Annotated in this window: 20 protein-coding genes; 9 read left to right on the top strand and 11 right to left on the bottom strand. The window is 67.4% G+C overall.

The features are described from left to right. Positions 1 to 9: 9 nt before the first annotated feature. The 6 genes from araG to HZA32_14150 all read right to left on the bottom strand — a co-directional run bounded on the left by araG (position 10) and on the right by HZA32_14150 (position 8422). A complete protein-coding gene (gene araG / locus HZA32_14175; GenBank protein MBI5425221.1) occupies positions 10 to 1578 on the bottom strand; it encodes an L-arabinose ABC transporter ATP-binding protein AraG in 1569 nt (522 codons plus the stop codon). Positions 1579 to 1598: 20 nt separating this feature from the next. Continuing rightward, positions 1599 to 2630, bottom strand: a complete 1032-nt coding sequence (locus tag HZA32_14170; GenBank protein ID MBI5425220.1) for an arabinose ABC transporter substrate-binding protein — start codon at positions 2628 to 2630, stop codon at positions 1599 to 1601. Positions 2631 to 2755: 125 nt separating this feature from the next. Continuing rightward, the gene (locus tag HZA32_14165; GenBank protein MBI5425219.1) at positions 2756 to 5143 is read right to left on the bottom strand and encodes a glycoside hydrolase family 95 protein; all 2388 of its coding nucleotides are present in this window, start codon (positions 5141 to 5143) and stop codon (positions 2756 to 2758) included. Then, positions 5140 to 6237: a glycosylase gene (locus HZA32_14160; GenBank protein ID MBI5425218.1), complete on the bottom strand. Its 1098-nt coding sequence runs from the start codon at positions 6235 to 6237 to the stop codon at positions 5140 to 5142. The genes HZA32_14165 and HZA32_14160 overlap by 4 nt, the downstream gene beginning before the upstream one ends. A 92-nt stretch (positions 6238 to 6329) precedes the next feature. Then, complete coding sequence (locus HZA32_14155; GenBank protein MBI5425217.1) at positions 6330 to 7166, bottom strand: amidohydrolase family protein; 837 nt, start codon at positions 7164 to 7166, stop codon at positions 6330 to 6332. A 329-nt stretch (positions 7167 to 7495) separates the two neighbouring features. Continuing rightward, positions 7496 to 8422 (bottom strand): helix-turn-helix transcriptional regulator, encoded by a 927-nt coding sequence (locus HZA32_14150; GenBank protein ID MBI5425216.1) that lies wholly within the window; start codon positions 8420 to 8422, stop codon positions 7496 to 7498. 119 nt (positions 8423 to 8541) lie between these two features. Between HZA32_14150 and HZA32_14145 the strand changes: the two genes are divergently transcribed. Together HZA32_14145 and HZA32_14140 are read left to right on the top strand one after the other, a co-directional pair. Then, positions 8542 to 10962 (top strand): glycoside hydrolase family 2 protein, encoded by a 2421-nt coding sequence (locus HZA32_14145; GenBank protein MBI5425215.1) that lies wholly within the window; start codon positions 8542 to 8544, stop codon positions 10960 to 10962. 12 nt (positions 10963 to 10974) lie between these two features. Beyond that, positions 10975 to 13116, top strand: coding sequence for a beta-galactosidase (locus tag HZA32_14140; protein MBI5425214.1), 2142 nt, complete (start codon positions 10975 to 10977; stop codon positions 13114 to 13116). Positions 13117 to 13316: 200 nt separating this feature from the next. On the opposite strand, the gene HZA32_14135 is transcribed toward HZA32_14140, so the two are convergent. Together HZA32_14135 and HZA32_14130 are read right to left on the bottom strand one after the other, a co-directional pair. Further along, a complete protein-coding gene (locus HZA32_14135) occupies positions 13317 to 13904 on the bottom strand; it encodes a hypothetical protein (GenBank protein ID MBI5425213.1) in 588 nt (195 codons plus the stop codon). 144 nt (positions 13905 to 14048) lie between these two features. Beyond that, positions 14049 to 15539 carry a sialate O-acetylesterase gene (locus tag HZA32_14130; GenBank protein MBI5425212.1) on the bottom strand — a complete coding sequence of 497 codons (1491 nt, stop codon included), beginning with the start codon at positions 15537 to 15539 and terminating at the stop codon, positions 14049 to 14051. Between the two features lie 214 nt (positions 15540 to 15753). Between HZA32_14130 and HZA32_14125 the strand changes: the two genes are divergently transcribed. The 7 genes from HZA32_14125 to HZA32_14095 all read left to right on the top strand — a co-directional run bounded on the left by HZA32_14125 (position 15754) and on the right by HZA32_14095 (position 24475). Next, positions 15754 to 17010 (top strand): L-rhamnose isomerase, encoded by a 1257-nt coding sequence (locus HZA32_14125; GenBank protein MBI5425211.1) that lies wholly within the window; start codon positions 15754 to 15756, stop codon positions 17008 to 17010. A gap of 31 nt (positions 17011 to 17041) precedes the next feature. After that, a complete protein-coding gene (locus HZA32_14120) occupies positions 17042 to 19234 on the top strand; it encodes a bifunctional rhamnulose-1-phosphate aldolase/short-chain dehydrogenase (GenBank protein MBI5425210.1) in 2193 nt (730 codons plus the stop codon). 4 nt (positions 19235 to 19238) lie between these two features. Further along, on the top strand, positions 19239 to 20657 hold the full coding sequence (locus HZA32_14115; GenBank protein ID MBI5425209.1) for a rhamnulokinase: 1419 nt from the start codon (positions 19239 to 19241) through the stop codon (positions 20655 to 20657). Further along, positions 20657 to 21439: a (Fe-S)-binding protein gene (locus HZA32_14110; protein ID MBI5425208.1), complete on the top strand. Its 783-nt coding sequence runs from the start codon at positions 20657 to 20659 to the stop codon at positions 21437 to 21439. The genes HZA32_14115 and HZA32_14110 overlap by 1 nt, the downstream gene beginning before the upstream one ends. Before the next feature lie 2 nt (positions 21440 to 21441). Beyond that, entirely contained in the window at positions 21442 to 22836 is a 1395-nt protein-coding gene (locus HZA32_14105; protein MBI5425207.1) for an iron-sulfur cluster-binding protein, read from the top strand. After that, positions 22833 to 23444: an LUD domain-containing protein gene (locus HZA32_14100; GenBank protein ID MBI5425206.1), complete on the top strand. Its 612-nt coding sequence runs from the start codon at positions 22833 to 22835 to the stop codon at positions 23442 to 23444. Before HZA32_14105 ends, HZA32_14100 begins: the two co-directional genes overlap by 4 nt. 62 nt (positions 23445 to 23506) lie before the next feature. Then, entirely contained in the window at positions 23507 to 24475 is a 969-nt protein-coding gene (locus HZA32_14095; GenBank protein MBI5425205.1) for a metallophosphoesterase, read from the top strand. 7 nt (positions 24476 to 24482) lie between these two features. On the opposite strand, the gene HZA32_14090 is transcribed toward HZA32_14095, so the two are convergent. The 3 genes from HZA32_14090 to HZA32_14080 all read right to left on the bottom strand — a co-directional run bounded on the left by HZA32_14090 (position 24483) and on the right by HZA32_14080 (position 26983). After that, positions 24483 to 24824 carry an MmcQ/YjbR family DNA-binding protein gene (locus HZA32_14090; GenBank protein MBI5425204.1) on the bottom strand — a complete coding sequence of 114 codons (342 nt, stop codon included), beginning with the start codon at positions 24822 to 24824 and terminating at the stop codon, positions 24483 to 24485. Further along, the gene (locus HZA32_14085; protein ID MBI5425203.1) at positions 24821 to 26044 is read right to left on the bottom strand and encodes an SAM-dependent methyltransferase; all 1224 of its coding nucleotides are present in this window, start codon (positions 26042 to 26044) and stop codon (positions 24821 to 24823) included. Before HZA32_14085 ends, HZA32_14090 begins: the two co-directional genes overlap by 4 nt. An 87-nt stretch (positions 26045 to 26131) precedes the next feature. Beyond that, positions 26132 to 26983: a tetratricopeptide repeat protein gene (locus HZA32_14080; protein MBI5425202.1), complete on the bottom strand. Its 852-nt coding sequence runs from the start codon at positions 26981 to 26983 to the stop codon at positions 26132 to 26134. Positions 26984 to 26999 lie beyond the last annotated feature (16 nt).

The following is a 26999-nucleotide window of genomic DNA, read 5'->3' as shown; positions in this document are numbered from 1 at the left end:
GGTAACCTATTAGGTTACTCCGGTGGCGGGGGCGTTTTCCTGGGGCAGGGCGAGAGAGAGGACGCGTTCGGGCGTGGCGGCGGAACGGTCGAGGATGGCGGCGAGTTCGCCTTGGCGCATGACGGCGACGCGGTCGGCGAGGCCGAGCGCCTCGGGCAGGTCGCTCGAAACGAGGATCACGGCGACGCCTTCGGCGGCGAGGCGCAGGATGATGCGGTAGATTTCGCTCTTGGCGCCGACGTCGATGCCGCGCGTCGGCTCGTCGAGCAGGAGCACGCGAATCTTCGTCGAGAGCCAGCGGGCGAGGATCACCTTCTGCTGGTTGCCGCCGGAGAGGTGTTTGATGAGTTGCTCGACCGACGGCGTGCGCACGGCGAGTTCGCGAACCTTGGCCGTGGCGTTTTCGCGCTCCCAGCGTCCGTCGATCAATCCACCCCAGCTCGTGTGCGGGGCGCGGATGCCGAGGTTGCAGTTGTCCTGCACGGAGAGGATCGGGACGATGCCTTCGCGTTTGCGGTCCTCGGTGCAGTAGACGATGCCGGCGGCGATCGCGGCGGCGGGCGAGCGCAGTGCGACGGCTTCGCCGTGGACGATCACGGAGCCGGAGGTCGCGCGCTCGGATCCGAAGAACAGTTTCAGGAGTTCGGTCCGGCCGGCGCCCACGAGGCCGAAGAGCCCGAGAATCTCGCCTTGCGCGACCGAGAGCGAAACGGGTGCGCGCAGGCCCGGCCCGGTCACCGCGCGGGCTTCGAACGCCGTGGGGCCGTGCGGTCGCGGCGTGTAGGCGTAGACGTCGGCGATGTCGCGCCCGACCATGTCCTGCACGAGCTTCGCGGGCGTGATCTCGCGCAGCGATTCGTAGGTCCGCACGTGCCGGCCGTCGCGGAGCACGGTGCAGGCGTCGCAGAGCGCGAAGACCTCCTCCATGCGGTGCGTGACGTAGAGAATGACGCAGCCCTGCGCGCGCAGTTCACGGATGACGGCGAAGAGGCGTTCGATTTCGCGCACGGACAGGCTGCTCGTCGGTTCGTCGAACGCGATCACCTTGGCGCCGCGGCTGAGTGCTTTGGCGATTTCGACCATCTGGCGCTGGCCAATGGGCAGGTGCGCGAGTTTGGTGTCGGGATCGATGTCCTCGCCGAGCCGGCGCAACAGCTGCGTGGCACGCTCGCGGAGCGTCGTCCGATCGATGATGCCGCCGCGTTGCGGGAGGTGGCCGAGGAAGATGTTCTCGGCCACGGTCATCCCGGGCACGAGGTGAAGTTCCTGATAGATCACCGCGACGCCGGCGGCGAGCGCGGCGGAGGTCGACGCGAAGTCGTGGGCGTTTCCGCCGAGGAGAATCCGGCCGGAAGTCGGCCGGTGCGCGCCGCTGAGCGCTTTGAGCAAGGTGGACTTGCCGGCGCCATTCTCGCCCATGAGCGCGTGCACCGTGCCTTCGCGCACGTCGAAGGTGACGTCCTGCAGCGCGGTGACGCCGATGTAGGACTTAGTGACGGAGGCGAACTGGAGGTAAGGCGTCACGCGGCGCGCGAGAGTGCGGCAGGGATAGGAGGGAGCGGGCGGATCCGATGGCAGAGGCAGGCTGGAAGCCTGCGCTACTGGAGAATGCCTTCGCGTTTGAGGATCGCCTCGAAGTTCTCGCGCGTGATGAAGATGCCGGGGGTGCGCGTCTCGAGCGGCGGTTGCTGGCCGTCCTTCACCCAGACGTGAAGCAGGCGCGCGGTCTCGTAGCCCTCGAAGGGCGCGGAGACGAGCATCGAGCCGTAGAAACCGGTCGCCTTGGGCTTGCGGAGTTCGTCGATGCAATCGGTGCCGTTGATGCCAATGCCGATGACCGTCTCGGCGTTGAAGCCGCGGCCTTCCATCGCGCGCACGGCGCCGAGCACGGCGTTGTCGTTCATGCCGGCGATGAGCCAGCGCTTGATGCCGCCTTGGCGTGTGAGCAGCGAGCTCGCCGCGTCGAAGCTGCCGGGGATGTCGGTGGTCTTTTGCGGCGCCTTGAAGATGCGGGCGGCGGGGAAGCCGGCGGCTTCGAGCGCGCGACGGGCGCCTTCGGTGCGCTCGCGAGCGGTATCGAGCTCCTCGAACGTGATGAGGCAGACGCCGGTTTCCTCGAGGTTCCAATGGCGCTTCGTGGCTTCGACGTGGAGGGCCCGGCCGACGGATTCGCCGATCTGCGAGGCGGACATGCCGAGATAGGGCACCTCGGTCATGAATTTGCCGTCGGGCTGGACGAACATGTCGTCGACCGTGACGATCTTCATGTTCTTCTGCCTGGCGCGCGCGACGATTTGCGGCCCGAGGCGGACGTCGGGCGTGCAGATGACGAAGCCCTGCGCGCCGGCGACCGCGAGATTGTCGATGGCGGCCATGACTTTCTCGCCGTCGGCCGTGCCGTATTTCAGAAGTTCGAAGCCGTGTTCGGCCGCGGCCTTCTCCGCGCCTTTCCACTCGAATTGGAACCACGGCTCCTCGGGCTGCTTCACGAGGAAGCCGAGCTTGATCTTGGTCGGAGCCGCCGGAGTCGGTGCGGTGTGGGCGGCGGAGTCGGATTTCGGGCCGCAGCCGGTGAGCGCCAGCGCGCAACAGAGGAGAGCCAGCGGAAGCAACGCGGGGTGGGGTTTCATGGGTAACAAGGAAAGCGACGCGGGGGAGTTCGGCGACTCGGGGTTAACTTGACCGTTAGGGAGCGGGCGGCGGGCGGCAACGGAGCGCGCGGTCAAACGTTAGCGTCGGGCGGGAACCGCGGGGTTCACGGAGTGAAGACGAAGGTGGACATGTTCTCGTCGGGGAACGTCACGGGCACGACGGTTGCGCCGTAGCGGAGTTGCGTGCCTTCGCCACCGGTGCTCCGGACGAGCGCGCGGACGAGTTTGCCGGAGCGCCACTCGAGATCGACCTCGTAGCCGCCGCGCGCGCGGAGGCCCGTGACGCTGCCGTCGGGCCACGCGGAGGGCAGCGCGGGGAGAACGACGATCTCGTCCGGCGTGCTTTGCAGGAGCATTTCCGCGATGGCGGCGGTGCCGCCGAAGTTGCCGTCGATCTGGAAAGGCGGGTGCGAATCGAAGAGGTTCGCGTAGGTGCCGCCGCTGAACTGCTGCTTCGAGGTCGAGGCGTTGGCGGGTTTGAGCGCGTGGCGGAGGAGCAGGTGGGCGCGGTCGCCGTCGCCGAGGCGGGCCCACATGCCCATCTTGTAGGCGAGACTCCAGCCAGTGCTGGCGTCGCCGCGCACATCGAGCGTCTTGCGCGCGCCGGCTGCGAGGTCGGGCGTCCCGTGGGGCGTGATTTCGTTGCCGGGATAAAGGCCCCAAAGGTGCGCGACGTGGCGGTGCTGCGGATCGGCTTCGGGGTATTCCTGCTGCCACTCGAGCACGCGGCCGTCGGCGCCGAGGCGGGTCGGGGCGAGGCGGGCGCGCTTGGCTTTGAGTTCGGTGCGGAGGTCGGCGTCGGTGCCGAGAATCTCCGAGGCGCGGATGCAGGCGTCGAAGAGGTAACGCAACAGCTGCATGTCCGCCGTGGGGCCGAGACAGACGTGCGCGGGTTGGCCGTCGAGGAGGAACGCGTTCTCGGGCGAGTTGGACGGCGCGGTGAGGAGCCAGCCGGTCTTCGGATCCTCGATGAGCATATCGAGGTAGAAAAGCGCGGAGCCTTTCAGCGTGGGCCAGACGCGCGTGAGGAATGCGCGGTCGCCGGTGAACTGGTAGTGGTCCCACAAGTGCTGGCAGAGCCACGCCGAGCATGAGACGGTCGAACCCCAACTGGCGGACTCGCCGGGCGAGGTGAAGCCCCACGGGTTGTTGAGCAGGAAGGCGACCCAGCCGCGCGCGCCGTAGTAGGCCTTGGCGGTTTTTGCGCCGGGGGCGACGAGCGAATCGACGAGCGCGAAGAGCGGCGCGTGCAATTCGGAGAGGTTGGTCGTCTCCGCCGGCCAATAATTCATCTGCACGTTGATGTTGGAGTGCCAGTCGCCGTTCCACGGTGTCTGGATCGAGTCGGCCCAGATGCCTTGGAGATTGGCGGGCAAGCCGTCGGGGCGCGACGACGAGATGAGGAGATAGCGGCCGAAGTTGAAGTAGAGCGCGGCGAGCCCGGGGTCGGCGGCGCCGGCGGAGAAACGCTGCAGGCGTTCGGGCGCGGAGAGCGCGGTGGCGGCGGGGTTCGGTGCGCCGAGCGCGAGCGCAACGCGGTTGAAGAAACTCTGGTAGTGCGCGGTGTGCGCCTGGCGGAGCGCGGCGAAATCGGATTTCAGTGCGGCGGCGAGATCCGCCTCGGCGGTGGCGCGCGGATCGGCGACGTCGCGGCCGGCGAAGCTGCGGCGTTTGATGTCCGTGGCGGCGGTGACGAAGAGAATCACTTCGTCGGCGTCGCGCACCCGCACGGCGGAGCCGGACACGTCGATTGTGCCGCCCTGCGCGCGAATCTCGAGGCGCGCGGCGTAGCGCACGCCGTTGGTGCCGTTGTAGCCGTCGTTGAGCTGGCCGTGCATCACAAGTCCGGCGCTGCCCGCGGCCTCGATGCGCGCGCGCTCGGCGCGGGCGAGCGTGGCATCGAATGACAGGCTGCCTCTCTTGTCGGCGCTGAGTCGGAGCACGAACGCCTCGGCGGGCGCGCTGACGAAGCCCTCGCGCACGAAGTGCACGCCGCCGCGTTCGAAGGAGACGCGCGCGGTCGCGTCGGCGAGGTCGAGCGTGCGGCGGTAGTTCGTGACGGGCGCGTCGGCGCCGAGGAACTTCAGCCGGAGATCGCCGAGGATCTGATACGAGCCGTAGGGCGTGTTCACGCCCGCGCCGCGGCCGGAGCCGAGACCCGCGCAGGTGAAGTTGGCGTTCACGAGCGCCTCGGCGTCGTGATTTTTGCCTTCGAGGAGCAAGCGACGGATCTCCGGCAGCGCGCGGTGGGCGTCGGCGCGGTCGGCGTCCTGCGGCGAGCCGGACCACATGCCGGACTCGTTCAGCACGATGCGCTCCTCGTCGATGCCGCCGTAGAGCGCGGCGCCGAGCCGGCCGTTGCCGAGCGGCGAGGATTCGAAGAGGTGTTCGCCCGGAGTATGAAGCAGGACGTAGCGGGAGTCGTCGGACGGAGTCGCGAGCGTGGACGCCGCGGAGGCGAGCAAGGCGAGGGCGAGCGCGAGGAGTCTCATGGGGAAGGGGCGTGCAGGTCTTTCGAGGTCGCGAGGGCGATGACGCGGCCCTCGGCGCCGACGGCGCAGTAGAAATGGTAGACGACGCCGTCGTGTTTCAACACCCACGGCTTGTGCGCGAACTGCCGGTCGTAGGGCTCGCTCGGGGCCACGAGGTGCGGGCCGTCCCACTTGGTCCAGTGCACGAGGTCGTAGGAGCAGGCGAAGGTGTCGAACGCGCCCGGCTTCCAGAACGCGCCGAAATAGAACATCACCCACACGTCGCCGATCCGCGTGAGCTGCGGGTCGCCGCTGATCGCCCACGGCGCGGCGCCGATGTTGGCCACGACGGGGCCGTGGCCGAAGCGGCGCCACGAGTGGAGGTCGTCTGAAATCGCGAGGCCGATCGTCTCGACGCCGTTGGGCGCGGATTTGCCGTTGTAGAACATCACGAACGGCGCGCCGAGGGTGCGCGCCTCGTCGCGAACGATCGCGCTCTTGTAGAGCGTCACGTGTTCGAAGTCGCGCGTGTCGCTCTGGTCCGGCGCGAGCACGGGGTTTTCCGGGAGGCGCGTCCACTCGCGCACGGCGGTTGGATCGTCGGTGTGCGCGAGACCGATGGCGAGCGGGTCGGGTTCGTAGCCTTGCTTCGCGCCGCCGAGGTAGGAGAGCCAGTAGCGGCCGTCGTGCGCGGTCAGCTCGTGCGTGCCGTCCCAGCGCGTGTCGTAGAGCGCGAGTCCGCCGGCGGCCTGCCAGGCGTCCCAGCCCTCGCGGCGGAACGAGAGGATCGGCCCCAGTTTTTCCCAGTGGAGGAGATCGTCGCTGCGGGCGAGGCAGGTTTGGTAGCCGACCTTGTCCTTGTTCGCGACGTAGACCATATACCAGCGGCCGTCGCGGCGGAACACATTGGGGCAATCGACGAGTTCGCCCGGTTCGCCGCGGAGCACGACGCCGTATTTGAAGGGCGTTTTCACTTCGTCGTGGATGCGTTGCATCGCTTCGGCTCCGACGAGTCGCGGTTTTCCGGTCGGGAAAGGGATCACCTCGGGACGTGGCGCCGCGGTGGCGACGAGCGCGCAGGCCAGAAACACGAGAGCGGGCAGCAGGGGTCGCATGGGTCGGGCGGGGCGGTTCGCGATGGTGTTACGAGGTTCGCGGGGGCGAGTCGACTTCGGTCGAGCGGGATGTTGCCGCGGAGCGCGTGGGGTCAAACCCGGTAGAGGCGCTCGGCATTGCGGTGGTAGAGGAGGGCGCGCTGCGCGGGCGTGGCGCTGGCCGTGAGCGCGTGCGTGGCGTCCACCCAGCGGGCGAGCGGCGCGGAGAGCGTGCACACCGGCCAATCGCCGCCCCACACCAGGCGCTCCCAACCGAAACACGCGACGGCGTGCTCGAAATACGGGTGGAGATGCTCGGGCGTCCACGTTGCGGCGTCGGCGTAGGCGACGAGGCCGCTGATCTTGCAATTCACGTTGGGCAGGTCGGCGAGGCGCGCCAGCCCGCTGCGCCACGGTTCGTCCATGCGATTTTTCACGTCGGGGACGCCGACGTGGTCGACGATGAAGGTCACCTGCGGGCAGCGCTCGGCCAACGTGCGCACGTTGGCCAGTTGTCGGGGCAAGGCGCACACGTCGAACGTCAGCCCGAAGTCCGGCAGCAGGCGGAGGTTTTCCGCGAAGCGGGGTTCGAGGCACAGGTCGTCGTGCTTGACGTGCAGCACGCGGCGAATGCCCCGGAGGCGCGGCAGCCGCGCGAGCGCGCGGAGATGATCGCGGAAACCCGCGTTTTCCGGTCGTCCGCTCGCGACGATGCCTTGGATGAGCGGGTCGGTGTCGGCGAGTCGTTGGACGTGATCCGCCTCGGCGCGCTGATGGGGATCGTCCACGTCGCATTCCATGAAAACCGTCTTGGTGATTCCCGTGCTCTCACTCGCGGCGCGGTAGTCGGCGAGGGAAAAGCTTCGATGCAGGACGGGAATGCTCGCGCACCAGGAATACGGGAGCCGGTCGAGGTCCCAGAGATGTTGGTGAGTGTCGACGAGGTGCATGGCGGATCAGGCGATAGACGCAGCGGCGGATGAGGCGCAGGGCCTGCGGGACGGGAGCGGGCCGCAGTGCGAGGCGGTCATGGCGCCGTCGTGACGCAGCGCGACGGCTGTGGTGGTGCGTTGCCCAAAGCTTCCGGGATCAGCGGAGCCGCGCGGCAGATTCGGGGTGAGGGGAGGCATGTGGCTCCGCGAGGGGTGTCGGAGAAGAAAACCGGCGCGCCACCCCCGCGGCGCGCCGGAATCCCCTCCCGACGTTGGCAGCATACCGCATGGCGGGCTCGGTGGCCATGGGGGGCTTGATCATTTGCCTACAAAAAATGCCAACAGCGTCAGCCGGCCGGTTCGGGAGGGATTCCCCCCGGTCGCGAGGTCTTTCGCAGTTGGTCACGCCAGTGCTGCGGGGCGATGCCGTAGGCCTGTTTGAACGCGCTGGAGAGGTGGAATGCCGAGCTGAAACCGAGGCGCGCCGCGATGTCGTCCAGCGTCGCGTCGCCGGCGGCGAGCAGACGGCGCGCGCGCGACAGGCGCAGGTGCACGACGTAGTTCCATGGCGAGAATCCCGTCTGGGCCTTGAACTCGCGGCGGAAGTGCGAGTAGGCGACGCCGAGCTCCTTGGCCAACGCCTCGACGTTCACCGCTTCGGTGTGGTGGTCGGCGAAATACCGCTCCGCCTGCAAGACGGCGCGCACCATGCGCGCGCGCGCCGGCGCCGTCTCGCCCGCGCGGACCCACGCGGCGAGGATGCTCAGTGCGAACGCGGACATCTCCGGATCGAATCCCGGCCCCGCGCGCCGCGCGTGTTGATGCAACGTGTCCATCGCGCCGTCCAACCCGGCCGCGAGCGCGGCCGTGCGAATCGCGCTCCCGACGGCGAGCACGCCGGACTTGCGCAGCGTGTCGACGACCGGGCCGCGCAATTCCACCCAGCTCTCGGACCAACCGGTTTTGTCGTCGGGCCGGTAGCGGTGCCACATGCCCGGCAGCAGCAGCACGGCGGTGCCGGTTTCGATCTCGTGGCGTCCGAGCTCGCGCGACTCGAACGTGCCGCGGCCGGACGTGATGAGCACGATCTGGACGGCATCGAGCACGCGCCCGTGCGACCAGTCGAAATGGTGATCCGCCGGGTGTTGCTGGGGCGGGTAGGGGGCGCCCGGCGCGACGCGGGCGGTGCCGCAGGCCGCGACACCGACACCCCACCGCGCGATATCCGGGTGGTCCGGGAAGTAGCGAAAATAGTCGGGCGGCGGCTTGGGCATTTATTGGATGCCAAAGATCAGGCCGGATATTCCCGAGGGCAAGCCTTTGCCATACAGTAACTGCACGCGATTGCGCACTCGTCACCCCGGCGGTTTCGGCAACACTTCCGTTCGCGTCCATGCTGATTCTTCACCCCTTCCGTTTTCGCTTCGTCGCGGTCCTCCTGATCCTGCTCGTCGCTCCGTGGGCGGGAGCGCGGGAGCGCTACCTGTGGGACGCGCAGTGGAAGTTCCGATTCGGCGATCCGGCCGGCGCGGCCGGGGTGGGCTTCGACGACGCCAAGTGGCGCGCGCTCGATCTGCCGCACGACTGGAGCATCGAGTTGCCGGTGCGAAAGGACGCCGCTTCCGCGGGACACGGCGGGTTTTTCGAGAACGGGATCGGCTGGTATCGAAAGACGTTTCGCGCCGCGAAATCGTGGGCGGGCCAGCGCGTGACGCTCGAATTCGAGGGCGTCTACATGAACGCCGAGGTTTTCATCAATGGAGTCTCGGTCGGGCGGCATCCCTACGGCTTCACGCCGTTCACGGTCGAACTCACGCCGCACCTGAAGCTCGCGGCCGAGAACCTGCTCGCCGTGCGCGTCGACCACTCGGCGCAGCCGACGGCGCGTTTCTACACTGGCTCCGGCATCTATCGCCACGTGACGCTGCACGTCACCGCGCCGGTGCATGTGGCGGCGGACGGGGTTTTTGTCACCACGACCGCGTTGAGCGCCGCCGAGGCGACGCTCGAGGTGGAGACGACGGTGACCAATCGCGGGGAGACTGAGCGCAAGCTGGCGGCCGAGATCAGCTTTTTCGACGCGACGGGGAAACGCGTCGCACAGACGCGAACCGCCGTCGTGGCGCCGTCCGGCGTCGACTCCGTGTTTCGCGTCACGGCGAAAATCCCGCAACCGCAGGCGTGGTCGCCGGCGTCGCCCGCGCTCTATCGCGCGGCCGTGCGCCTCACTGACGGCAAGGAGCTGGTCGACGAATACTCGACCGTCTTCGGCATTCGCACACTGCGTTGGACGGCCGCGCGCGGCCTCGAACTCAACGGCGCGCCGATCAAGCTCAACGGCGGCAACGTGCACCACGACACCGGCATCCTCGGTGCCGCGGCGTTCGATCGCGCTGAGGAGCGCAAGGTCGAGCTGCTGAAGGCGGAGGGTTTCAACGCGGTGCGCACGGCGCACAATCCGCCGTCGCGGGCGTTCCTCGACGCTTGCGACCGGCTCGGTGTGCTCGTGATGGACGAGATCTTCGACGGCTGGGCGAAGGGGAAGACCAAGCACGACTACAGCGTGCTCTTCGCCGAGTGGTGGCAGCGCGACGTCGATGCGTGGGTGAAGCGGGACCGCAACCACCCGTCGGTTGTCATCTGGAGCATCGGCAACGAGATGTTCGAGCGCACCACCGCCGACGGCCAGCGCATCGCGCGTGAGCTGGCCGGTCGCGTGCGTTCGCTCGACGCGACGCGCCCCGTGTCGGCGGGCGTGAACGGGGCCGGCAAGAATGGCAACTGGGAGCAACTCGATCCGCTCTTCGCCGCGCTCGACCTCGCCGGCTACAACTATGAATTGGCCGCGCAGCACGCGGGCGACCATGCGCGTCTGCCGGAGCGCGTCATCGTCGCGGCGGAATCGTATCAGTCCGAAGTGTTCGCCAATTGGATGATCGTGCAGGAGCAGCCTTACGTCGTCGGCGATTTCGTGTGGAGCGCGCTGGATTATCTCGGCGAAGCCGGCATCGGCCGCGTCTTCCCGCCGGACGAACCCGCCGTGAAGCACTGGGAGGGCAACATGTGGCCGTGGCACGGCGCGGCCTGTGGCGACATTGATCTCATCGGCTGGCGGAAACCGATTTCGCACTACCGCAACATCGTGTGGGATCGCGGCGAGAAACTTTACGCCGCCGTCGTCGCGCCCACCTCCGACGGTCGTCCGTGGAACGTCACGCCGTGGTCGATGCCGCCCGCGCTCCCCAGCTGGACCTGGCCCGGTCGCGACGGAAAGGAGCTGAACGTGGAAGTCTACTCGCGCTACGACGCGGTGCGGCTCGAGCTGAACGGCAAGTCGCTCGGCGAACAGCCCACGGACCGCGCGCACGAATTCCGCGCGCGTTTCGCCGTCGCCTACGCGCCGGGCGAGCTGGTGGCCATTGGCCTCAAGGACGGACGCGAGGTCGAGCGCTTCGCGTTGCGCACGGCCGGAAAGGTCACGGCGCTGCGCGCGACGCCGGACCTGACGCGCGTCCGCCCCGGCGGGCAGGATTTGGTTTACGTGACGATCGAGGCGCTCGATGCGAAAGGCGAGTGGGTGCCGACGGCGGATTTGCCCGTCACGGTCGAGGTGTCGGGCGCCGCGACGTTGCTCGCGCTCGGCAACGCCGACCTCACGTCGAAGGAGTCCTATCTCGGGCCGCGTCGTTCGCTTTGTCAAGGTCGCGCGCTCGCCGTCGTTCGCTCGAAAGAGAAGGGCGGCGAGATCGTCGTGCGGGTTTCCGCGCCGAAATTGAAACCAGTCACCGTCAACCTGCGCGCCGCCGCGCGCTGAACCACACTTCGCATGTCCACCTTCCGCCGTCTCGTTTCGGTCGTCACGCTTCTCACGCTCGGGCTCGTCGCGCGGGCCGCGAACGTCCCGCCGCTCATGTATGGCGCGGCGTGGTATCCCGAGCAGTGGTCGGAGGCGACGTGGGAGGCCGATCTCGCGCGCATGCAGGCCGCCGGACTCAACATGGTGCGCATCGGCGAATTCGCGTGGAGCAGCCTCGAGCCGTCCGAGAGCAATTACCAACTCGACTGGATGGAGCGCGCCGTCGCTGCGGCCGCGCGCCACGGCATGGTCACCATCATCGGCACGCCGACCGACACGCCGCCGGCGTGGCTGACGACGAAATATCCCGAGGTCCTGCGCGTCAGCGAGGACGGCAAGCAGCTCCAGCACGGCTCGCGCCGGCACTTTTCCATCGCGAGCGCGAAATACCGCGAACTCTGCGCGCGGATCGTCACGCAGCTCGCCCAGCGCTTTGGCCAGAATCCGAACGTTGTCGCGTGGCAGATCGGCAACGAGTTCACCGAAGACTCGTTCGACGACGAATCGAAGCGCGGCTGGCACGTGTGGCTGGAGCAGCGCTACGGCTCGCTCGACCAGTTGAACCGCCACTGGATGACCGCGTATTGGAGCCAGACGTATTCGCAGTGGAACCAGATTCCGATGACCACGGGACGCGCCAATCCGGGCCTGTTGCTCGACTACAAGCGCTACGTCACGGACACGTGGCTCGCCTTCCAGCGCAACCAGATCGCGGTGCTGCGCGCGCACGTGGAGCCGCGCCAGCTCATCACGACCAATCTCGGCGGCGTCGGCTGGGCGAACCGTTTCAACCGCCAGCTCATCGCGGCCGACTACGACGTCATCTCGTGGGACGAATACCTCGGCGCCGGCTACGCCGACAATTCGCGCAATGGCACCGGGCACCTCGATCCCGACCGCAGCGGTTCGACGCACGATCTCGTGCGCGGCTGGAAGCAGCGGAATTTCTGGGTGCTGGAGATGCCGCCCGGTTTCGTCGACTGGTCGAGCGTCAGCAACTCGCTCGACCGAGGCGAGACGCGCGCGATGGCGTGGCACTCGGTCGCGCACGGCGCCGATTGCGTCGCCTACTGGCAATGGCGCAGCGCGTTGAACGGGCAGGAGCAATACCACGGCTCGCTCGTCGGCCCCGACGGCGAGCCCGTGCCGGTTTACGCCGAGGCCGCGCAGGCGGGACGCGAGTTCGCGCAGGCGGCGCCGGTGATCGCGGGCACTTCGCCGGTCGCGGAGGTCGCGCTGATCCACGACTACGACAGCCGCTGGGCGATCGACTTCAATCGCTTCAGCAACCGCTACGAACAGCTCGAAGTGCTGCACAGCTACTACAAGGCGCTGCGGCAGCAGACGCAGTCGGTCGACATCGTCACGCCCGCGATGGACCTCGCCCGCTACAAGCTGATCGTCGCCCCGAGCCTCAACGTCGTTTCCACGGAGTTGGCGGCGAAGCTCACCGCATGGGTCGAAGCTGGCGGCCATCTCGTCCTCGGTCCGCGCACGGGCATGAAGAACGAATTCAACGCGCTCAACACCCAGCGCCAGCCCGGCCCGCTCGTGGCCCCGCTCGGCGGTCGCGTGGAGCAATTCTACGCGTTGCTCGAAGACGTGCCGGTCACCGGCGAGTGGGGCAGTGGCCGCGCGACGGTGTGGGCGGAGACGCTGGCGCCGCTGACCGCGGCGCAGCTTTCAGCGTTCAGCCCTCAGCGCTCAGCTTCCGCAGGCGAGATCGAGGTCCCGTTGCGCTACGGCCCGGGCAACGACTGGCTCGCCGGCCAGCCCGCGGCGCTCCGTCGCCCGGTGGGGAAGGGCACGATCACCTACCTCGGCGCGGTTGTCGATCAGCCGCTGATGCAGGCACTCGCGAAGCAGTGGACCGCACTCGCAAAGGTCGATGCGCCGGTCATCGGCGTGCCCGAGCGCGTCAGCGTCGGCCGTCGCGTCGCGGCCGATCGCGAAGTCTACATCCTCACGAATTTCTCCGCCGGCCCGCAGGACATCGCGTTGCCCGCACCGATGACCGACGTCCTGAACGGAGGCGAGGTGACCAAGCTCAATCTGCCCCGCTACGGCGTCGCGGTGCTTTGCCGTCGCATTGTCGCTCTACCCTCGCGCTGATTCTGGCATACGCTAGCGCGCGGCGTCGGCGGCGAGGCACTCGCGGGGCTGGGGATGACTTCCTCGGTGAGAATCTCGCCCGAAGTCTAGAGGACGCACATGTGATGCCGGGGGGGCCGAGGTCTGGTCCGATCGTCAGTTCGTTCGTGCCCACAAGGCGGGGAGTGGAACCGCACGCCCTCTACGGCAACGCGGACCTCTCACGCTTTCCCATTCCTACTTGTTCGGCCTTTCTTTTGAAGTAGCTCTTCGATTCTCACGAGGCGCTTGTGGATGTCGTTGTTCGAATAACCCCAGGCTTCCTTCGAAGCCATCTGAAAGAACTCTTCTACACTCTTCCATCGTCCGGTCTGACGATTGCGCTTCGGCTCTAGTAAAAGGATGAGGAGCGACTCAATTTCATCCAAAGCTTGAGCACGCGAAAGAGCCGTCGATTCGGTGTGCGCAACCAGAAAACCATTTTGATCCATTTCGCGAAAACCGAACCAACTGAAGAAATCCCACTGTCCCATCTTCGGATTGCGATTGTGCGCCGCAAGCCGGTCAAACAACCGCGCTTCCTTCGAGCCGGTCTGGCCTACGTAGATCGGCACAAACGCCGCGTCATGGAGAATGTAGATCGCGATCTGGTCGCGAAAATCACCGCCGCTTTTATTTTTTTCTCCGATTCCCAAAAGAGCGCCACGGCGAAGTCGACCACCGCGCCATTCGACGGCGCTGCGCTTCCATAGACGACCGTAATTTTTGATAAGCACGTGCTGGTTTTGCCTAACAGTGTTATTCAGCATCAGTGAAAAAATTCACTGTGGTTTGGCCCGTGGCGGTGAGGGTGCGGCAAAGTGCGTGAGGCTCAAGGCTGTTGTGCCTGTGCCCCGGATTTGCGCTCCGCTTCCATTCCGACACAAGCCTCACGCTTATGGATGTGATCGCGATCAGGGCCGCATCTCGAGCGGCTTGGAAACTGGACGATCGATCTTCACCGGCCAGTCGTCGGTGCGGAAGGGCGTGGCGGGGAGGCCGGCGCGGTTGACGAGGTTCGGGCGCGCGGTCTCGTGCCATCCAAAGCGTGCGGCGATCGGCGCGGGAACTTCGGGACACGTGAGCGTGATCGTTGCGTCCTTGATCGTCGCTTGGGCGGGATGGAAGACGTGGTCGGTGCCGGCGACGGCGAAGTCGGTCGGCGGCAGGTTGTCGCGCGTGTGCAGGCCTTCCGCGTGGGCAAACGTGACGACGAGAGCGGCACCGTCGACTTTCCAACTCGCGAGCGTTGGTCCGTGCGCGGCGATGTCGGTGCGGCCGTAGGTCTCGTTCAGCGCAAGGCGCGCGAGACGGTCGCCGACGACGCGCTTGTTCACGGGATGGATGTCGTGGAGATCGTCGACGCCGTCGCTGATGACGGCGTAGCCGGTGCGCGGGGCGGAGAGCGCTTCGATTTGCGCCTGCCAGAAGCGCGGCAGAGCGAGCTCGGTCGTGGCGAATTTCTCCCACTTCGAGTAGTCGAACGGCGCGAGCAGCACGCCGTAGAACGGCGCGTCGGCGTTTCCCCACACGCGACGCCAGTGCGCGATCAGCGTCGTGAGCTTGTGCGCGTAGCGGTCGGAGTCGGGCACCATGCAGTTGGTCTCGCCCTGATACCAGAGGAAGCCGCGCACGGCGAACGGTGCGTAGGGACGAACCATGCTCGTGAAAAGCTCGGTCGGTTGCACGCCGGGCACCCAGGCGGCGTAGTGCTCCTTTTCGAGTCCGGCGAGTTGCGGGTCGGCGAAGGCCTCGGGCGGCAGCCACGCCTCGATGCGCGTGCCGCCGAAGCTGGAGTGGATGATGCCGATGGGGACGCCGAGCGTTTGCTGCACCTGCCAGCCGAAGTAGTAGGCCGCGGCCGAGAAATTCGACTCGCGCAATGTTTCGGGCGAGCACGGCAACCAGCGGAAGACGCCCGCGCCGTCCTGCTTGAGGTCGGTGCGCGGCACCTGAAACAGGCGCAGCAGCGGATAGCGCGCGGCGGCGATCTCGAGGTCGTAGCCGGTCGTGGGCTTCTGGCCCTTTCGCTCGCCGAGCGGCTTCTCCATGTTGGATTGGCCGGAGGCGAACCAGACTTCGCCCACGAGCACGTCGCGGAAGGTCACCTTGTTCGCGCCACGCACGACGAGTTCGCGCGGCTCCGCGCTCGTTGCCAGCGCATCGAGCGTGATGCGCCACGCGCCGTCGGTCGCGGCGACGGTCTCCTTGGTTTGGTTGGCGAAAGCGACCGCGATCTTCTCGCCCGGCGTGGCGGTGCCCCAAATCGGGACGGGGCGCTCGCGCTGGAGGACCATGTGGTCGGTGAACAGCTTGGCGCAACGCACGTCGGCGCGCAGTGAGGCCGCAAGGAAAGCGGCGAGGCAGAGCCAGACACCGCGGCGGAAAAGGACAGGGCAGGGCATGGGAGGCGCGGCCGCCGCGGGGGAGGAGCGACCAAGCCGGATTCAACGGACGACGCGGCGCTTGGCGACTCGAAACCGGACGAATATGTCCTAGGCAATTTCTGTATTCCAAAGATCATCGCGCGGATTCCCGGCCGCTGTGCTCCACTGTAGACTGACGGGCTACGCTGCTTTCCGTCCACCCCGCCGCTCCGCGGCAAATGCTGCATCCTCCATGACTGCCTCGCTCTACGATTCCGCCCGTGAAACCTACGCCGCGCTCGGCGTCGATACCGAGGCCGCGCTGGCCACGCTCGCGCGCACGCCGATCTCGCTGCACTGCTGGCAAGGCGACGACGTCGGTGGCTTCGAGCGCGCCGGCGCCACGCTCGAAGGCGGCGGCATCCAGGCGACGGGCAACTATCCCGGCAAGGCGCGCACGCTCGCCGAACTGCGCAGCGACCTCGACGCCGCGCTCGCGCTCATCCCGGGCAAGCACCGCCTGAACCTGCACGCGATCTACGGCGACTTCGGCGGCAAGAAGGTCGATCGCAACGCGATCGGCGTGGAGCATTTCCAGAGCTGGATCGACTGGGCGAAGCAGCGCGGCATGGGCCTCGACTTTAACCCGACGTGCTTCTCGCATCCGCTCGCCAACGACGGTTTCACGCTCTCGCATCGGGAGCCCGCCATCCGCCAGTTTTGGATCGAGCACGCCATCGCGTGCCGCCGCATCGGCGCGGCGATGGGACAGGCGCTCGGCACGCCGACGGTGACGAACGTCTGGATTCCCGACGGCCACAAGGACCTGCCCGCCGACCGCAAGGGCCCGCGCGAGCGCCTCGAGCAGTCGCTCGACGCCGTGTTCAAGGAGCAAATCGATGAACGCGTTCACCGCGACGCGGTCGAGTCGAAGCTCTTTGGCATCGGCTCCGAGAGCTACGTCGTCGGCTCGCACGAATTCTACCTGGGCTACGCCGTCACCCGGAAAAAGATGCTCTGCCTCGACATGGGGCACTTCCACCCGACGGAGTCGGTCGCGGACAAGATTTCCGCTGTGCTGCAATTTGCCCCCGGCCTGCTGCTGCACGTGAGTCGCGGCGTCCGTTGGGACAGCGATCACGTGGTGCTCTTCGACGACGTCACCAAGGCGCTGTTCGAGGAACTCGTTCGCGGCGGCTTTCTCCCGCGCACGGCCATCGGCCTCGACTACTTCGACGCGAGCATCAACCGCGTTGCGGCCTGGGTCATCGGCACGCGCAACGCCCAGAAGTGCCTGCTCTCCGCATTGCTCGAGCCGTCGCAGCGCCTCCGCGATCTCGAAGCGGCCGGCGACCACACGGGCCGCCTCGCGCTGCTGGAGGAGCTCAAGACGCTCCCGCTCGGCGCCATCTGGGAGGAGCACTGCCGCCGCGCCAATGTGCCCGGCGACCGCCAGTGGCTCCCGGCGGTGACACGCTACGAGCGCGAAGTGCTCGCGCAGCGCCGCTGATTCGCTTTCTCTCCACGCAACGCATTCCACGATGCCTTCCTACCAATTCGTCAACTATCTGTGGGACGACGCCAAAGCGGCGTCCCTCGATCCCGTCGCCCGCCTCGTTTATCGCTCCAATCTCCTCGGCAGCGATCAACGCATCACCAACACCGGCGGCGGCAACACGTCCTCGAAGCTCACCGAAAAGGACCCGCTGACCGGCCAGCCGACGGAGGTTCTCTGGGTCAAAGGCTCCGGCGGCGACCTCCGCACGAGCACGCGCGAGAACTTCTCGTCGCTCTACCAGAGCAAGCTCGTCGGCCTCCAATCGCTCTACGCCGCCCGCGCGGACAAGGGCCTGAAGTCGCCCGCCGAGGACGACATGGTGGGCATGTATACGCACGCGACGTTCAACCTGAACCCGCGCGCGTCCTCGATCGACACGCCGCTGCACTCCTTCCTGCCCGGCAAGAACGTCGATCACATGCACCCGAACGCGATCATCGCGATCGCGGCGTCGGCGAATTGCGAAAAGCTGACCAAGGAAATCTTCGGCGGCCGCATGGCCTACGTGCCGTGGATGCGCCCGGGCTTCGAACTCGGCCTCGCGATGCAGAAAATCGCGCGCGAGCAGCCGAACATTCGCGCCATCATGATGGGCCAGCACGGCTTCATCTCGTGGGCCGACGACGACAAGCAGTGCTACACCGACACGCTGGCCTTCATTGAGGAAGCCTCCGCCTACATCGAGAAAGCCTACGCGGCCAAGGGCGGCGACGCCGCGGCCTTCGGCGGACAAAAATACACCACGCTCGACGACACGAAGCGCCGCGCGACGTTCGCCGCGATCCTGCCGTGGCTCCGCGGCCAGGTTTCCAAGGAGAAGCGTTTCATCGGCACCGTGCAGGACGACGCGAAGATCCTGCGCTTCGTGAATTCCAAGGATGCCGCGCGTCTCGCCGAACTCGGCACGTCGTGCCCGGACCACTTCCTTCGCACCAAAATCAAGCCGCTCTACGTCGACTGGAATCCGCAGCAGGAAACCGTCGCCGAGCTGAAGTCGAAACTCGCACACGGCCTCGAAGCCTACCGCAAGGACTACGCGGCTTACTACGCGGCCTGCAAACACGCCAACTCGCCCGCGATGCGCGACCCGAATCCGACCGTCGTGCTGATCCCTGGCCTCGGCATGGTCGCGTGGGGCAAGGACAAGTCCGAGTCGCGCGTCACCGCCGAATTCTACAACTGCGCCGTCGAAGTCATGCGCGGCGCGGAGGCGATCGACAAATATATCGCGCTCCCGCAGCAGGAGGCGTTCGACATCGAGTATTGGCTCCTCGAGGAAGCGAAGCTCAAGCGCATGCCCGCCGAGAAGGAACTCGCGCGCCAAGTCGTCGTCGTGATCGGCGCCGGCTCCGGCATCGGCAAGGAAACTGCGCACCGCCTCGTGAAGGAAGGCGCGCACATCGTCGCCGTCGATCTTAACGAGACCGCCGCGCAGGCGACCGCGAAGGAGATCGAGTCGAAATACGGCGTCGGCATCGGCGTCGCCGGCACGGGTGTTTCCAATTGCGGCCCGGCCGTCGGGCTCGCGGCGAACATCACCGATCGCGCGTCCGTCCGCACGATGCTCGACAACGTCGCGCTCGCCTATGGCGGCTTCGATTCCATCTGCGTCACCGCGGGCATCTTCGTGCCGAGCGACACCTCGGGCCACATTCCCGACGACAAGTGGGCGCTCACCTTCGCCATCAACGTCACCGGCAGCTACGTCGTCGGCGACGAGGCGGCCAAGACTTGGAAAGAGCAGGGCCTGCGCGGCAACCTCGTGCTCACGACCTCGGCCAACGCCGTCGTCGCGAAAAAAGGCTCCGTCGCCTACGACACGTCGAAGGCCGCCGCGAACCACCTCGTGCGCGAACTCGCGATCGAACTCGCGCCGCTCGTGCGGGTGAACGGCGTCGCGCCCGCGACGGTCGTGCAGGGCTCCGCGATGTTCCCGCGCGACCGCGTCATCGGCTCGCTCGCGAAATACAACATTCCCTACGCCGACGACGAGGCGACCGAGTCGCTCGTGAAGAAACTGGCGCAGTTCTACGCCGACCGCACGCTGACGAAGGCGCCGATCACGCCCGCCGACCAAGCCGAAGCGTATTTCCTCCTCGTGTCCCAGCGCCTGAGCAAGACCACCGGCCAGGTGATCACGGTCGACGGCGGCCTGCACGAGGCCTTCCTGCGATGATTCTATGAAAGCAACCGTCCATTGTGCCGCGATCGATTTGGGGGCCACGAGCGGCCGCGTGATTGTCGGCACTTGGACGAGGGGCCGGCTCGAACTCACCGAGGTCCATCGGTTCCCGAACCAGTTCCGCTCGCTCGGCGCGAACGACTACTGGGATCTGCCGTATCTCTGGAGCGAAGCCCGCGCCGGCCTGCTGAAGGCGAAGGCGCAATTCCCGAAGCTAGCCTCGGTCGGCTGCGATGCGTGGGGCGTCGATCACGTGTTGGTGAACGCGTCGGGCCGTCCCGTTTATCCGGTGCACGCCTACCGCGACCGGCGCACGCTGGAACCCGCGAAGAAGTTCGAGCAGACCGGCTATCCCCGCATCTACGCGCTGACCGGCCTGCCCAGTCACGTCTTCAACACCAGCCTCCAATTGCAGGAGACGCTCGCCGCGTGTCCGGGCATCTCGCGCACCGCGGCGCGTTGCCTGTTCATCGCGGATTATTTCAATTTCCTGCTCTCGGGGCGCATGGAGAACGAGATCTCCATCTGCAGCCACTCGCAGTTTTTGGACGTGAAGAGCACGGAGTGGTCGGCGGCCGCGATGAAATACTTCGGCATCCCGCGCCACTGGTTCAGCCAACCTGCGCTCGCCGCGCAGAAACTCGGTCCGGTGCGCGACATTCCCGAACTCGCCGGCGTCCAGACGGTGCTGGTGCCCGGGCACGACACGGCCTGCGCCTTCGCCGCGATGCCGGCGGCGCCCGACGGCTCCGATCTCTACCTGAGTTCCGGCACGTGGTCGCTGCTCGGCTTCGAAAGCGACACGCCGGTGCTCGGTGAAGCGGCGCGCGCCGCGCGCATTTCGAACGAGCGCATGGGCGACGGCCGTTACCGGCCGCTGTGTTCCTGTCTCGGTTTGTGGCTGCTCGAGAAAACGCTGCCGGCATTCTCCGCGCATCCGGCCAACGCCGCGCAGTGGAAGAAGCTCATCGCGCTCGCCGAAAAGGCGCCCGCGCCGGCGCAGCTCATCGACGTGACCGACGCCTCGCTCTTCAACCCGCCTGACATGCGCGCCGCGATCGACGCGCAATTGAAGAAGAACGGCGCGCGCCCGCCGCGCGACCTCGCCGGCTACGTTCGTCTCATCTGCGACTCGCTCGGGCGCGGCCACGCCGACGCCGTGCGGAGTTTCGAGCGGTTGTCCGGCCGCAAATTCCGTCGCATCCTCATCGTCGGCGGCGGTTCGAAGAACCGGCTGCTTTGCCAGGCGACCGCCGATGCTGCCGGCCTGCCCGTCGTGTCGTATTCGCTCGAAGGCACCGCCGTCGGCAATCTGGCGAACCAGCTAATCGGACTCGGCGTCGTGCGTGATATCCACGCCTTCCGTGCCCACCTGGCTCGCCAACTCAAAGCGACCATCTACACTCCGCGATCCTGATGCATGCTCCCGTCCGTCCTTCGCCTTTCGCGCCCGGTGAGCGGCCGAAAATCCAGCTGATGGCGACGTGCCTGTGCGACGCGTTCTACGACGACGTCGCGCGCGCCACGGTGGAAGTCCTCGAGCATCTCGGGGTCGAGGTCGAGTTTCCCGAAGGCCAGACCTGCTGCGGACAACCGGCGTTCAATGGCGGCGACTGGCCGGCCTCGCGCAAGGTCGTGCGGCACACGCTGCGCACCTTCGCCGGCACCGCGCCGGTGCTGCTGCCGTCCGGCTCGTGCGCGGCGATGCTGCGGCATGGCGCGTTGCTGGAGTTCGAGAAGGAGTCCGACTTGCCCGAAGTGAAAGCGCTCGCCGCACGCACGTGGGAGTTCGCCGATTTCGTCGTGAATGCCCTCGGCGTGAAGACCTGGCCCGGCCGCTACGACGCGACGATCGCGTTTCACCGCAATTGCCACAATCGCGGCACGGGCAGCGAAGCCGCCTCGCTCGCGCTGCTCAACTCGATCGCGGGCGCGAAGGTCGTTCCCTTCGGCGAGCAGGAGCAATGCTGCGGCTTCGGCGGCACGTTCTCGGTGGCGTTCCCGCACGTCTCCTCGAGCATGGGCACGCTCAAGCTCGACCACATCCGCGCCGCGCAGCCCGATGTGCTCGTCTCGGGCGACATGAGCTGCCTCATGCACATGGGCGGCCTCGCGCAGAAGGCCGGCCAGCCGATCAAAACCCAGCACATCGCGCAGGTGATGCGGGATGCGCTCCGCAACGGAGGGCTCTTGCGCTGACCATGGCCAAGCAACTCATCGACCAAGCCGCCGCGACGCTGCCCGCCGACAAGCGCGTCTCGGTTTACCAGAGCACGAAGGCGACGCACGAGAAGCGCACCAAGCTGCTCTTCGACCAATTCAACGATCCCGACCTACTGCGCCAGCGCGCGGGCGAGATCAAGCAGCACGTCATCGAGAACCTCGACACGCTGCTGCCCGCCGTCGAAGCGAAGTTGAAGGCCAACGGCGCGCAGGTCCACTGGGCGTCGACCGGCGAGGCGGCCTGCGAAGCGGTGCTGCGCATCATGCAGGCGCACGGCGCCAAAAAAATGGTGAAGGCGAAGACGATGGTCTCCGAGGAGATCGAGCTCGCACACTACCTCGAGAAGCACGGCATCGAGGCGCTCGAGACCGACCTCGGCGAATTCATCGTCCAAATCGACAAGGACCACCCGAGCCACATCGTCCGGCCGATCATTCACAAGAACCGCCGCGAGATCGCGACGAGCTTCGAGCGCGAGGGCCTCGGCGCCTACAATGACGATCCCGAGACGATCACGCGTCGCGCGCGGCAGTTTCTCCGCCACAAATACCTCGAAGCCGACGTCGGCCTGACCGGCGCCAACTTCGTCTCCGTCGAGAGCGGGCGCATCGTGCTCGTGACGAACGAGGGCAACTCGCGCTTCAGCCTCGCCGCGCCGAAAGTCCACATTGCGCTCGTCGGCATCGAGAAGCTTGTTCCGCGCGACCGCGATCTCGGCGTGCTGCTCAACCTCCTCGCGCGCTCCGCGACCGCGCAGCAACTGACGGTCTACACCGAGTTCATCTCGGGGCCGAAGGGCGCGACGCAGCCCGACGGGCCGGAGGAGATGCACGTCATCTTCGTCGACAACGGACGCACCGAGGTGCTCGCCTCCGATTGCCGCGAGATCCTGCGCTGCATCCGCTGCGGCGCTTGCCTGAACGTCTGCCCCGTCTACCGGCAGGCGAGCGGCCACGCCTACCGCAGCGTTTATCCCGGCCCGGTCGGTGCGGTGCTCTCGCCGCTGCTCGCCGGGAAGAAGTTTCCGGAGCTGGCGGATTTGCCGAAAGCCTCGTCGCTCTGCGGCGCGTGCAACGAGGTTTGCCCCGTGAACATCCCGATTCCCGATCTGCTCCTGCGCTTGCGCGAGAAGGGCAAGCGCGAGGGCGCGCCGCTCGCTTCGGTCGGCACGCCGCCGATGGGTGCGTGGGCGCTCATGGCGTCGCAGCCGACGGCGTGGAAGGCCGCGCTGTTCGGCGGCAAGGCGCTGAACTATCTCCCGACGAAACTGATTCCCGTGCCCGCGCTCCGTGCGTGGGAGGAGAAGCGCGCGCTGCCCGCGTGGCGCGGCGGCGAGTTCAGGAAGTGGATGAAGCAACGGAGGAAGTCATGAGCAACGACCGCGAAGCGATCCTCGGCCGCGTCCGCGCGGCCCTTGCGCCGTTGCCGCAACGCGCGGCGCTGCCCGATTGGGAGCGCGAACTCGTGCGCATGCGCCAGATGCAGGGCGCCAGCGATCTCACCGCGACCTTCTGCGCGCGACTCAAGGGCGTGAACGGCACGCCGCTGCAATCGGCGGCGGAACTGGCCGATTTGCTGGCGAAGAACCAATGGACGCGTGGCTACTGCGATCCGGCGCTGCTGCCGCTGCTCGGAGCCGCGCTCGCCGGCGTGCAGGTGGAGACGACTTTCGACCGCACGCGCGTCGACGATTACGCGTTCGGCATCACACGCGCCTCGGCGGCGATCGCGGAGACCGGCACGGTGGTGCTGACCGACGGCGACACGAGCTCGCGGCTTGCGGCACTGGCGCCGTGGGCGCACATCGTCGTCCTGAAGCGCATGGATATTTTCCCGGACATCCCGGCTGCGCTCGCGGCGCTGCCCGCTGATCCGAACATCATCTGGGTCACCGGTCCCTCGAAGACCGCCGACGTCGAGGGCATCCTGATCGAAGGCGTCCACGGTCCGGGTGTGCAGGCGGTGCTGTTGGTCGACTGATTCCGGCGCACGAAAAGCGCAGTCTTGCGGTCGGGCGGACTCTCGCGTCCCATCCCGGCCGCATGAATCGCCGCCACTTCGTTCGGACCCTCGGCGCGCTGGCGGGCACGGCTGCGGCCGCGCCGCTTCTTGTTGCCGCGGAAAACGCCTCCCGCCCGCGCGCGCTGCGCGTGGCTCACATCACGGATACCCACGTCACGACCAACCCGAACTGCGCGGCGGGCTTGGAGCAGTTGCTTGCGGAACTCTCGGCGCTCGATCCGGCGCCGGATTTCATCCTGCACACGGGTGACGTGATCATGGATTCGTGGGCCGTGCGCGACGCGGCGCGCGTCGACCAGCTGTGGAACGTCTGGCGTGGCGCGGCGGCGCGGTTGCGCGCCCCGGTGCGCGCTTGCCTCGGCAATCACGACATCTGGATCGGCGAGACGCGCGAACGCGGCGGGCTCCGCTATCAACTGCGCGCGATGGATGAGCTGCAGCTGGAGCGCCCGTGGTATGCGTTCGAGCAGGGTGGCTGGCGGTTTCTCGTGCTGGACAGCACGCGGCCGGTGGTCGACGGCGAGAAGACCTACTATCGCGCGCACCTCGATCCGGAGCAGCTCGAGTGGTTCCGCGGCGAAGTGGCGCGCACGCCGGCCGCGCAGCCCTTGGTAGTCTGCTCGCACATTCCCATTCTGTCGGCGGCCGTGCACGAGTGGGGACAGGTGCTTGAGAAAGTGGTCGATTTTCCCGCGCCGGGCCGGGCCTCCGGCGGGAGGGTGGTGAGCTCGGCGCTCATGCACACGGACAGCAGTGTGCTGCAAGCGGTGTTGCGGAAACGCGGCGGCGTCACGCTCTGCGTCAGCGGGCATCTGCATCTGCAGGACCACGTCGCCTACGACGGCGTCCACTATCTCGGCAACGGGGCGGTCAGCGCCGATTGGTGGGGCAAGCCGGTGTTTCACCAGACGGGCGCCGGCTTCGCGGTGCTGGACCTGGGGTCGGACGGTTCATGGAACCGCACTTATCACTCCTGCGCGTGGGCGTGAAACGCCGTCAGCGGCGCTTCGGCGCGCGGGACTTTTTTTTGGCGGTGACGTTGGCGGCGGCTAGCGCGAGCGCCGCGCGCACGGGCTCGGCCTTGGCGTCGGCTAGGAAGAGAATGGTGTAGCCTTGGACGCCCCACGCGCCGTTGGCCGGGCGAAATCCGCTCGCGGACGCGCCGAGCACCTCGGATTGCTGGGCGGGCGTGAGCTTCACCATGGCCCAGCCGACATCCGGCGAATCGAGCGAGGCGATGACGCGGCCGCCGAGACGGAAGTCTGCGTGGCCGCGATGCGCGCCTTCGATCGTGCCCGGCAGGGCGAGGACAAAACGTCGGAAGTCTGCGGCGGTCACGGCAACGACAGCGCGAAGTCGAGATGGGCGGCGAGCGCCTGGCGTTTCACGCCGTAGAATTCCGCCAGCGCGCGAACGGCCTGCGCCCGCTCGGCGCGTTCGTCGGCGCTATCGGCGCGGGTGCGTTTGGTCGCGGCGATCATGAGGTTCTTCGCCGTGTGCTCGGTCGAGATGAACTCGAACACCTTCGTGTCGTAGCCGGCCCATTCGAGCAGCAGTGCGCGCAGGGCGTCGGTGGCGAATTCCGCGTGGCGTTCCTGGAAAATGCCGTGCCGCAGCGCGGGGGCGAGCACGGGCGCGGCGCGGAGCTGCGGGCGGAGTTCCTTCTGGCAGCAGGGCGCGGTGACGATCAGCGCGCTGCCGGCGGCGAGGCCGCGCGCGATGGCGTCGTCCGTCGCGGTGTCGCAGGCGTGGAGCGCGATGAGCACGTCGGGCGCGGGCAGCGTGGCCTCCTGGATGGTGCCGCGGACGAAGGAGAGTTTTTCGCGGTCGGTGTCGTGCGCGAGGGTGTTGCACTGCTCGACGAGTTCCGGGCGCAACTCGACGCCGCACACGCGAACCGAGCGCTTGGCGACGCGATCGAAGTAGTCGTGCGTGGCGAAGGTGAGGTAGCCCTTGCCGCAGCCCATGTCGGCGATCTCGATCGGCCGGTCGTGCGGCAGCGTGGCGTCGGCGACGAGGTGGTGGAGGAGTTCGACGAACTTGTGGATTTGCCGATGCTTGTCGGCCATGCCTTCGCGCACGATGCCGGTCGAGTTGGTGACGCCGAGGGCGTGCAACCAGTCATGGCTCGAGACGGGCAGCAGGCGGGCTTTGGTGCGATCGTGGGCGTCTTCGCGCACGAGTTTCGCGGCGGCGGGCGGCGTGTTCTTGCCGAAGGTGAGGCGCGGTTCGCCCTTCTTGTTGAACTCGAGCTGCGCGGTGCGCGCGCCGATGAAGAGGTGGGCGCTGTGGAAGATCGTGCCGACGAGCCGGCCGACTTCGATGATGCCGTCGGCGGGCGGGATGTTTTTCGTGAGGTCGCGGCGGTCGTGGCGCCAGAGAAAGCTCAGGTGCGCGCCGGATTTCAGGCGCACGGGGCGGACGAAGACGTTTTGGAGCGTCGCGTCGTCGCCGCCGCGGGGTTTGCCGAGCGTGAGGCGCGTGAAGGTGCCGTCGCGCACGCTCGCGTCGAGCAGGGCGAGGAATTCGGAGACTTCAGGCGCGAGGCCGGTGGACATGCGCGTAAGGTGCGCGCGTGCGTTGCGGTAGGCAAGTGGCGAGAGGCGGCGGCGTCCGGAGGCCGCCCGCAGCGATGACCGTGCGGCTCAGCCGAGCTTCTTCAACGAGTCGATCGCCGGCTGGAACTTCGGGTCGAGGGCGAGGGCGGCTTGATAGGCGGCGCGAGCGGCGGCCTTGTCGCCTTTCTTCTCGTGGATGTTGCCGATGCGCCAGTTCGCGGCGGCGTGGGACGGCGTGCCGGCGGGCGGCGTCATCGTGAGGCATTTCTGGAGGTGCGCGAGGCCGGCTTCGAGGCGCTGGCCCGACTCCGCCGCCATGCGGCCGAGGCCGTAGAGCGCGGCGTAGTCGTCGGCGTTGGCGCGGAGCATCTCGTCGAAGATCGCGAAGGCCTCGTCGAACTTCTTCTCGCGCATGAGCAGGCCAGCCTTGGCGTTCTTGCCGCGGATGGGGTCGAGTTTGATGAGCACCTCGGATTGCGCGAGGGCCTTGTCGAATCCGCCGCCCATGAAGCCGGGAGCCTGCATGTAATACTGGAAGAGCGCGCTCTGCGCCTCGAAGCTCTGCGGATCGAGGGCGACGGCCTTTTCGAATTCCGTGCGCGCTTTGCTGGCGAGGGAGGCTTTGCTCAGCAGCCCCGCGGTCTGGGCCTGATTGCCGTAGGCGCCGCCGAGTTCGAGGTGATAGGTGCTGTTCGAGCCATCGAGTGCGATCGCGGCTTGGAAGTGCTCGACGGCGTCGTCGACCTTCTTGGCGCGCAGGTCGAGGCGGCCGAGGTAGTAGGGGACTTCGGCGTTCTTCGGCTCCGCCTTGCGGAGGGACTCGAACGCAGCGCGCGCTTCGGCGTCTTTGCGCTGCTTGTAGAGATCGACGGCGGCGTCGAACGCGGGCGAGGCCGAGAGCGTGGTGGCGGCGAGCAGGAGGAGGGCGAGAGGGCGCATGGAGGGTGAAAGGAGA

This window comes from Opitutia bacterium, assembly GCA_016217545.1.
In the GTDB taxonomy this organism is placed as follows: domain Bacteria; phylum Verrucomicrobiota; class Verrucomicrobiia; order Opitutales; family Opitutaceae; genus Didemnitutus.
Note: the sequence above shows the minus strand (reverse complement) of the source record. Positions and strands in the feature narration are given on the sequence as shown.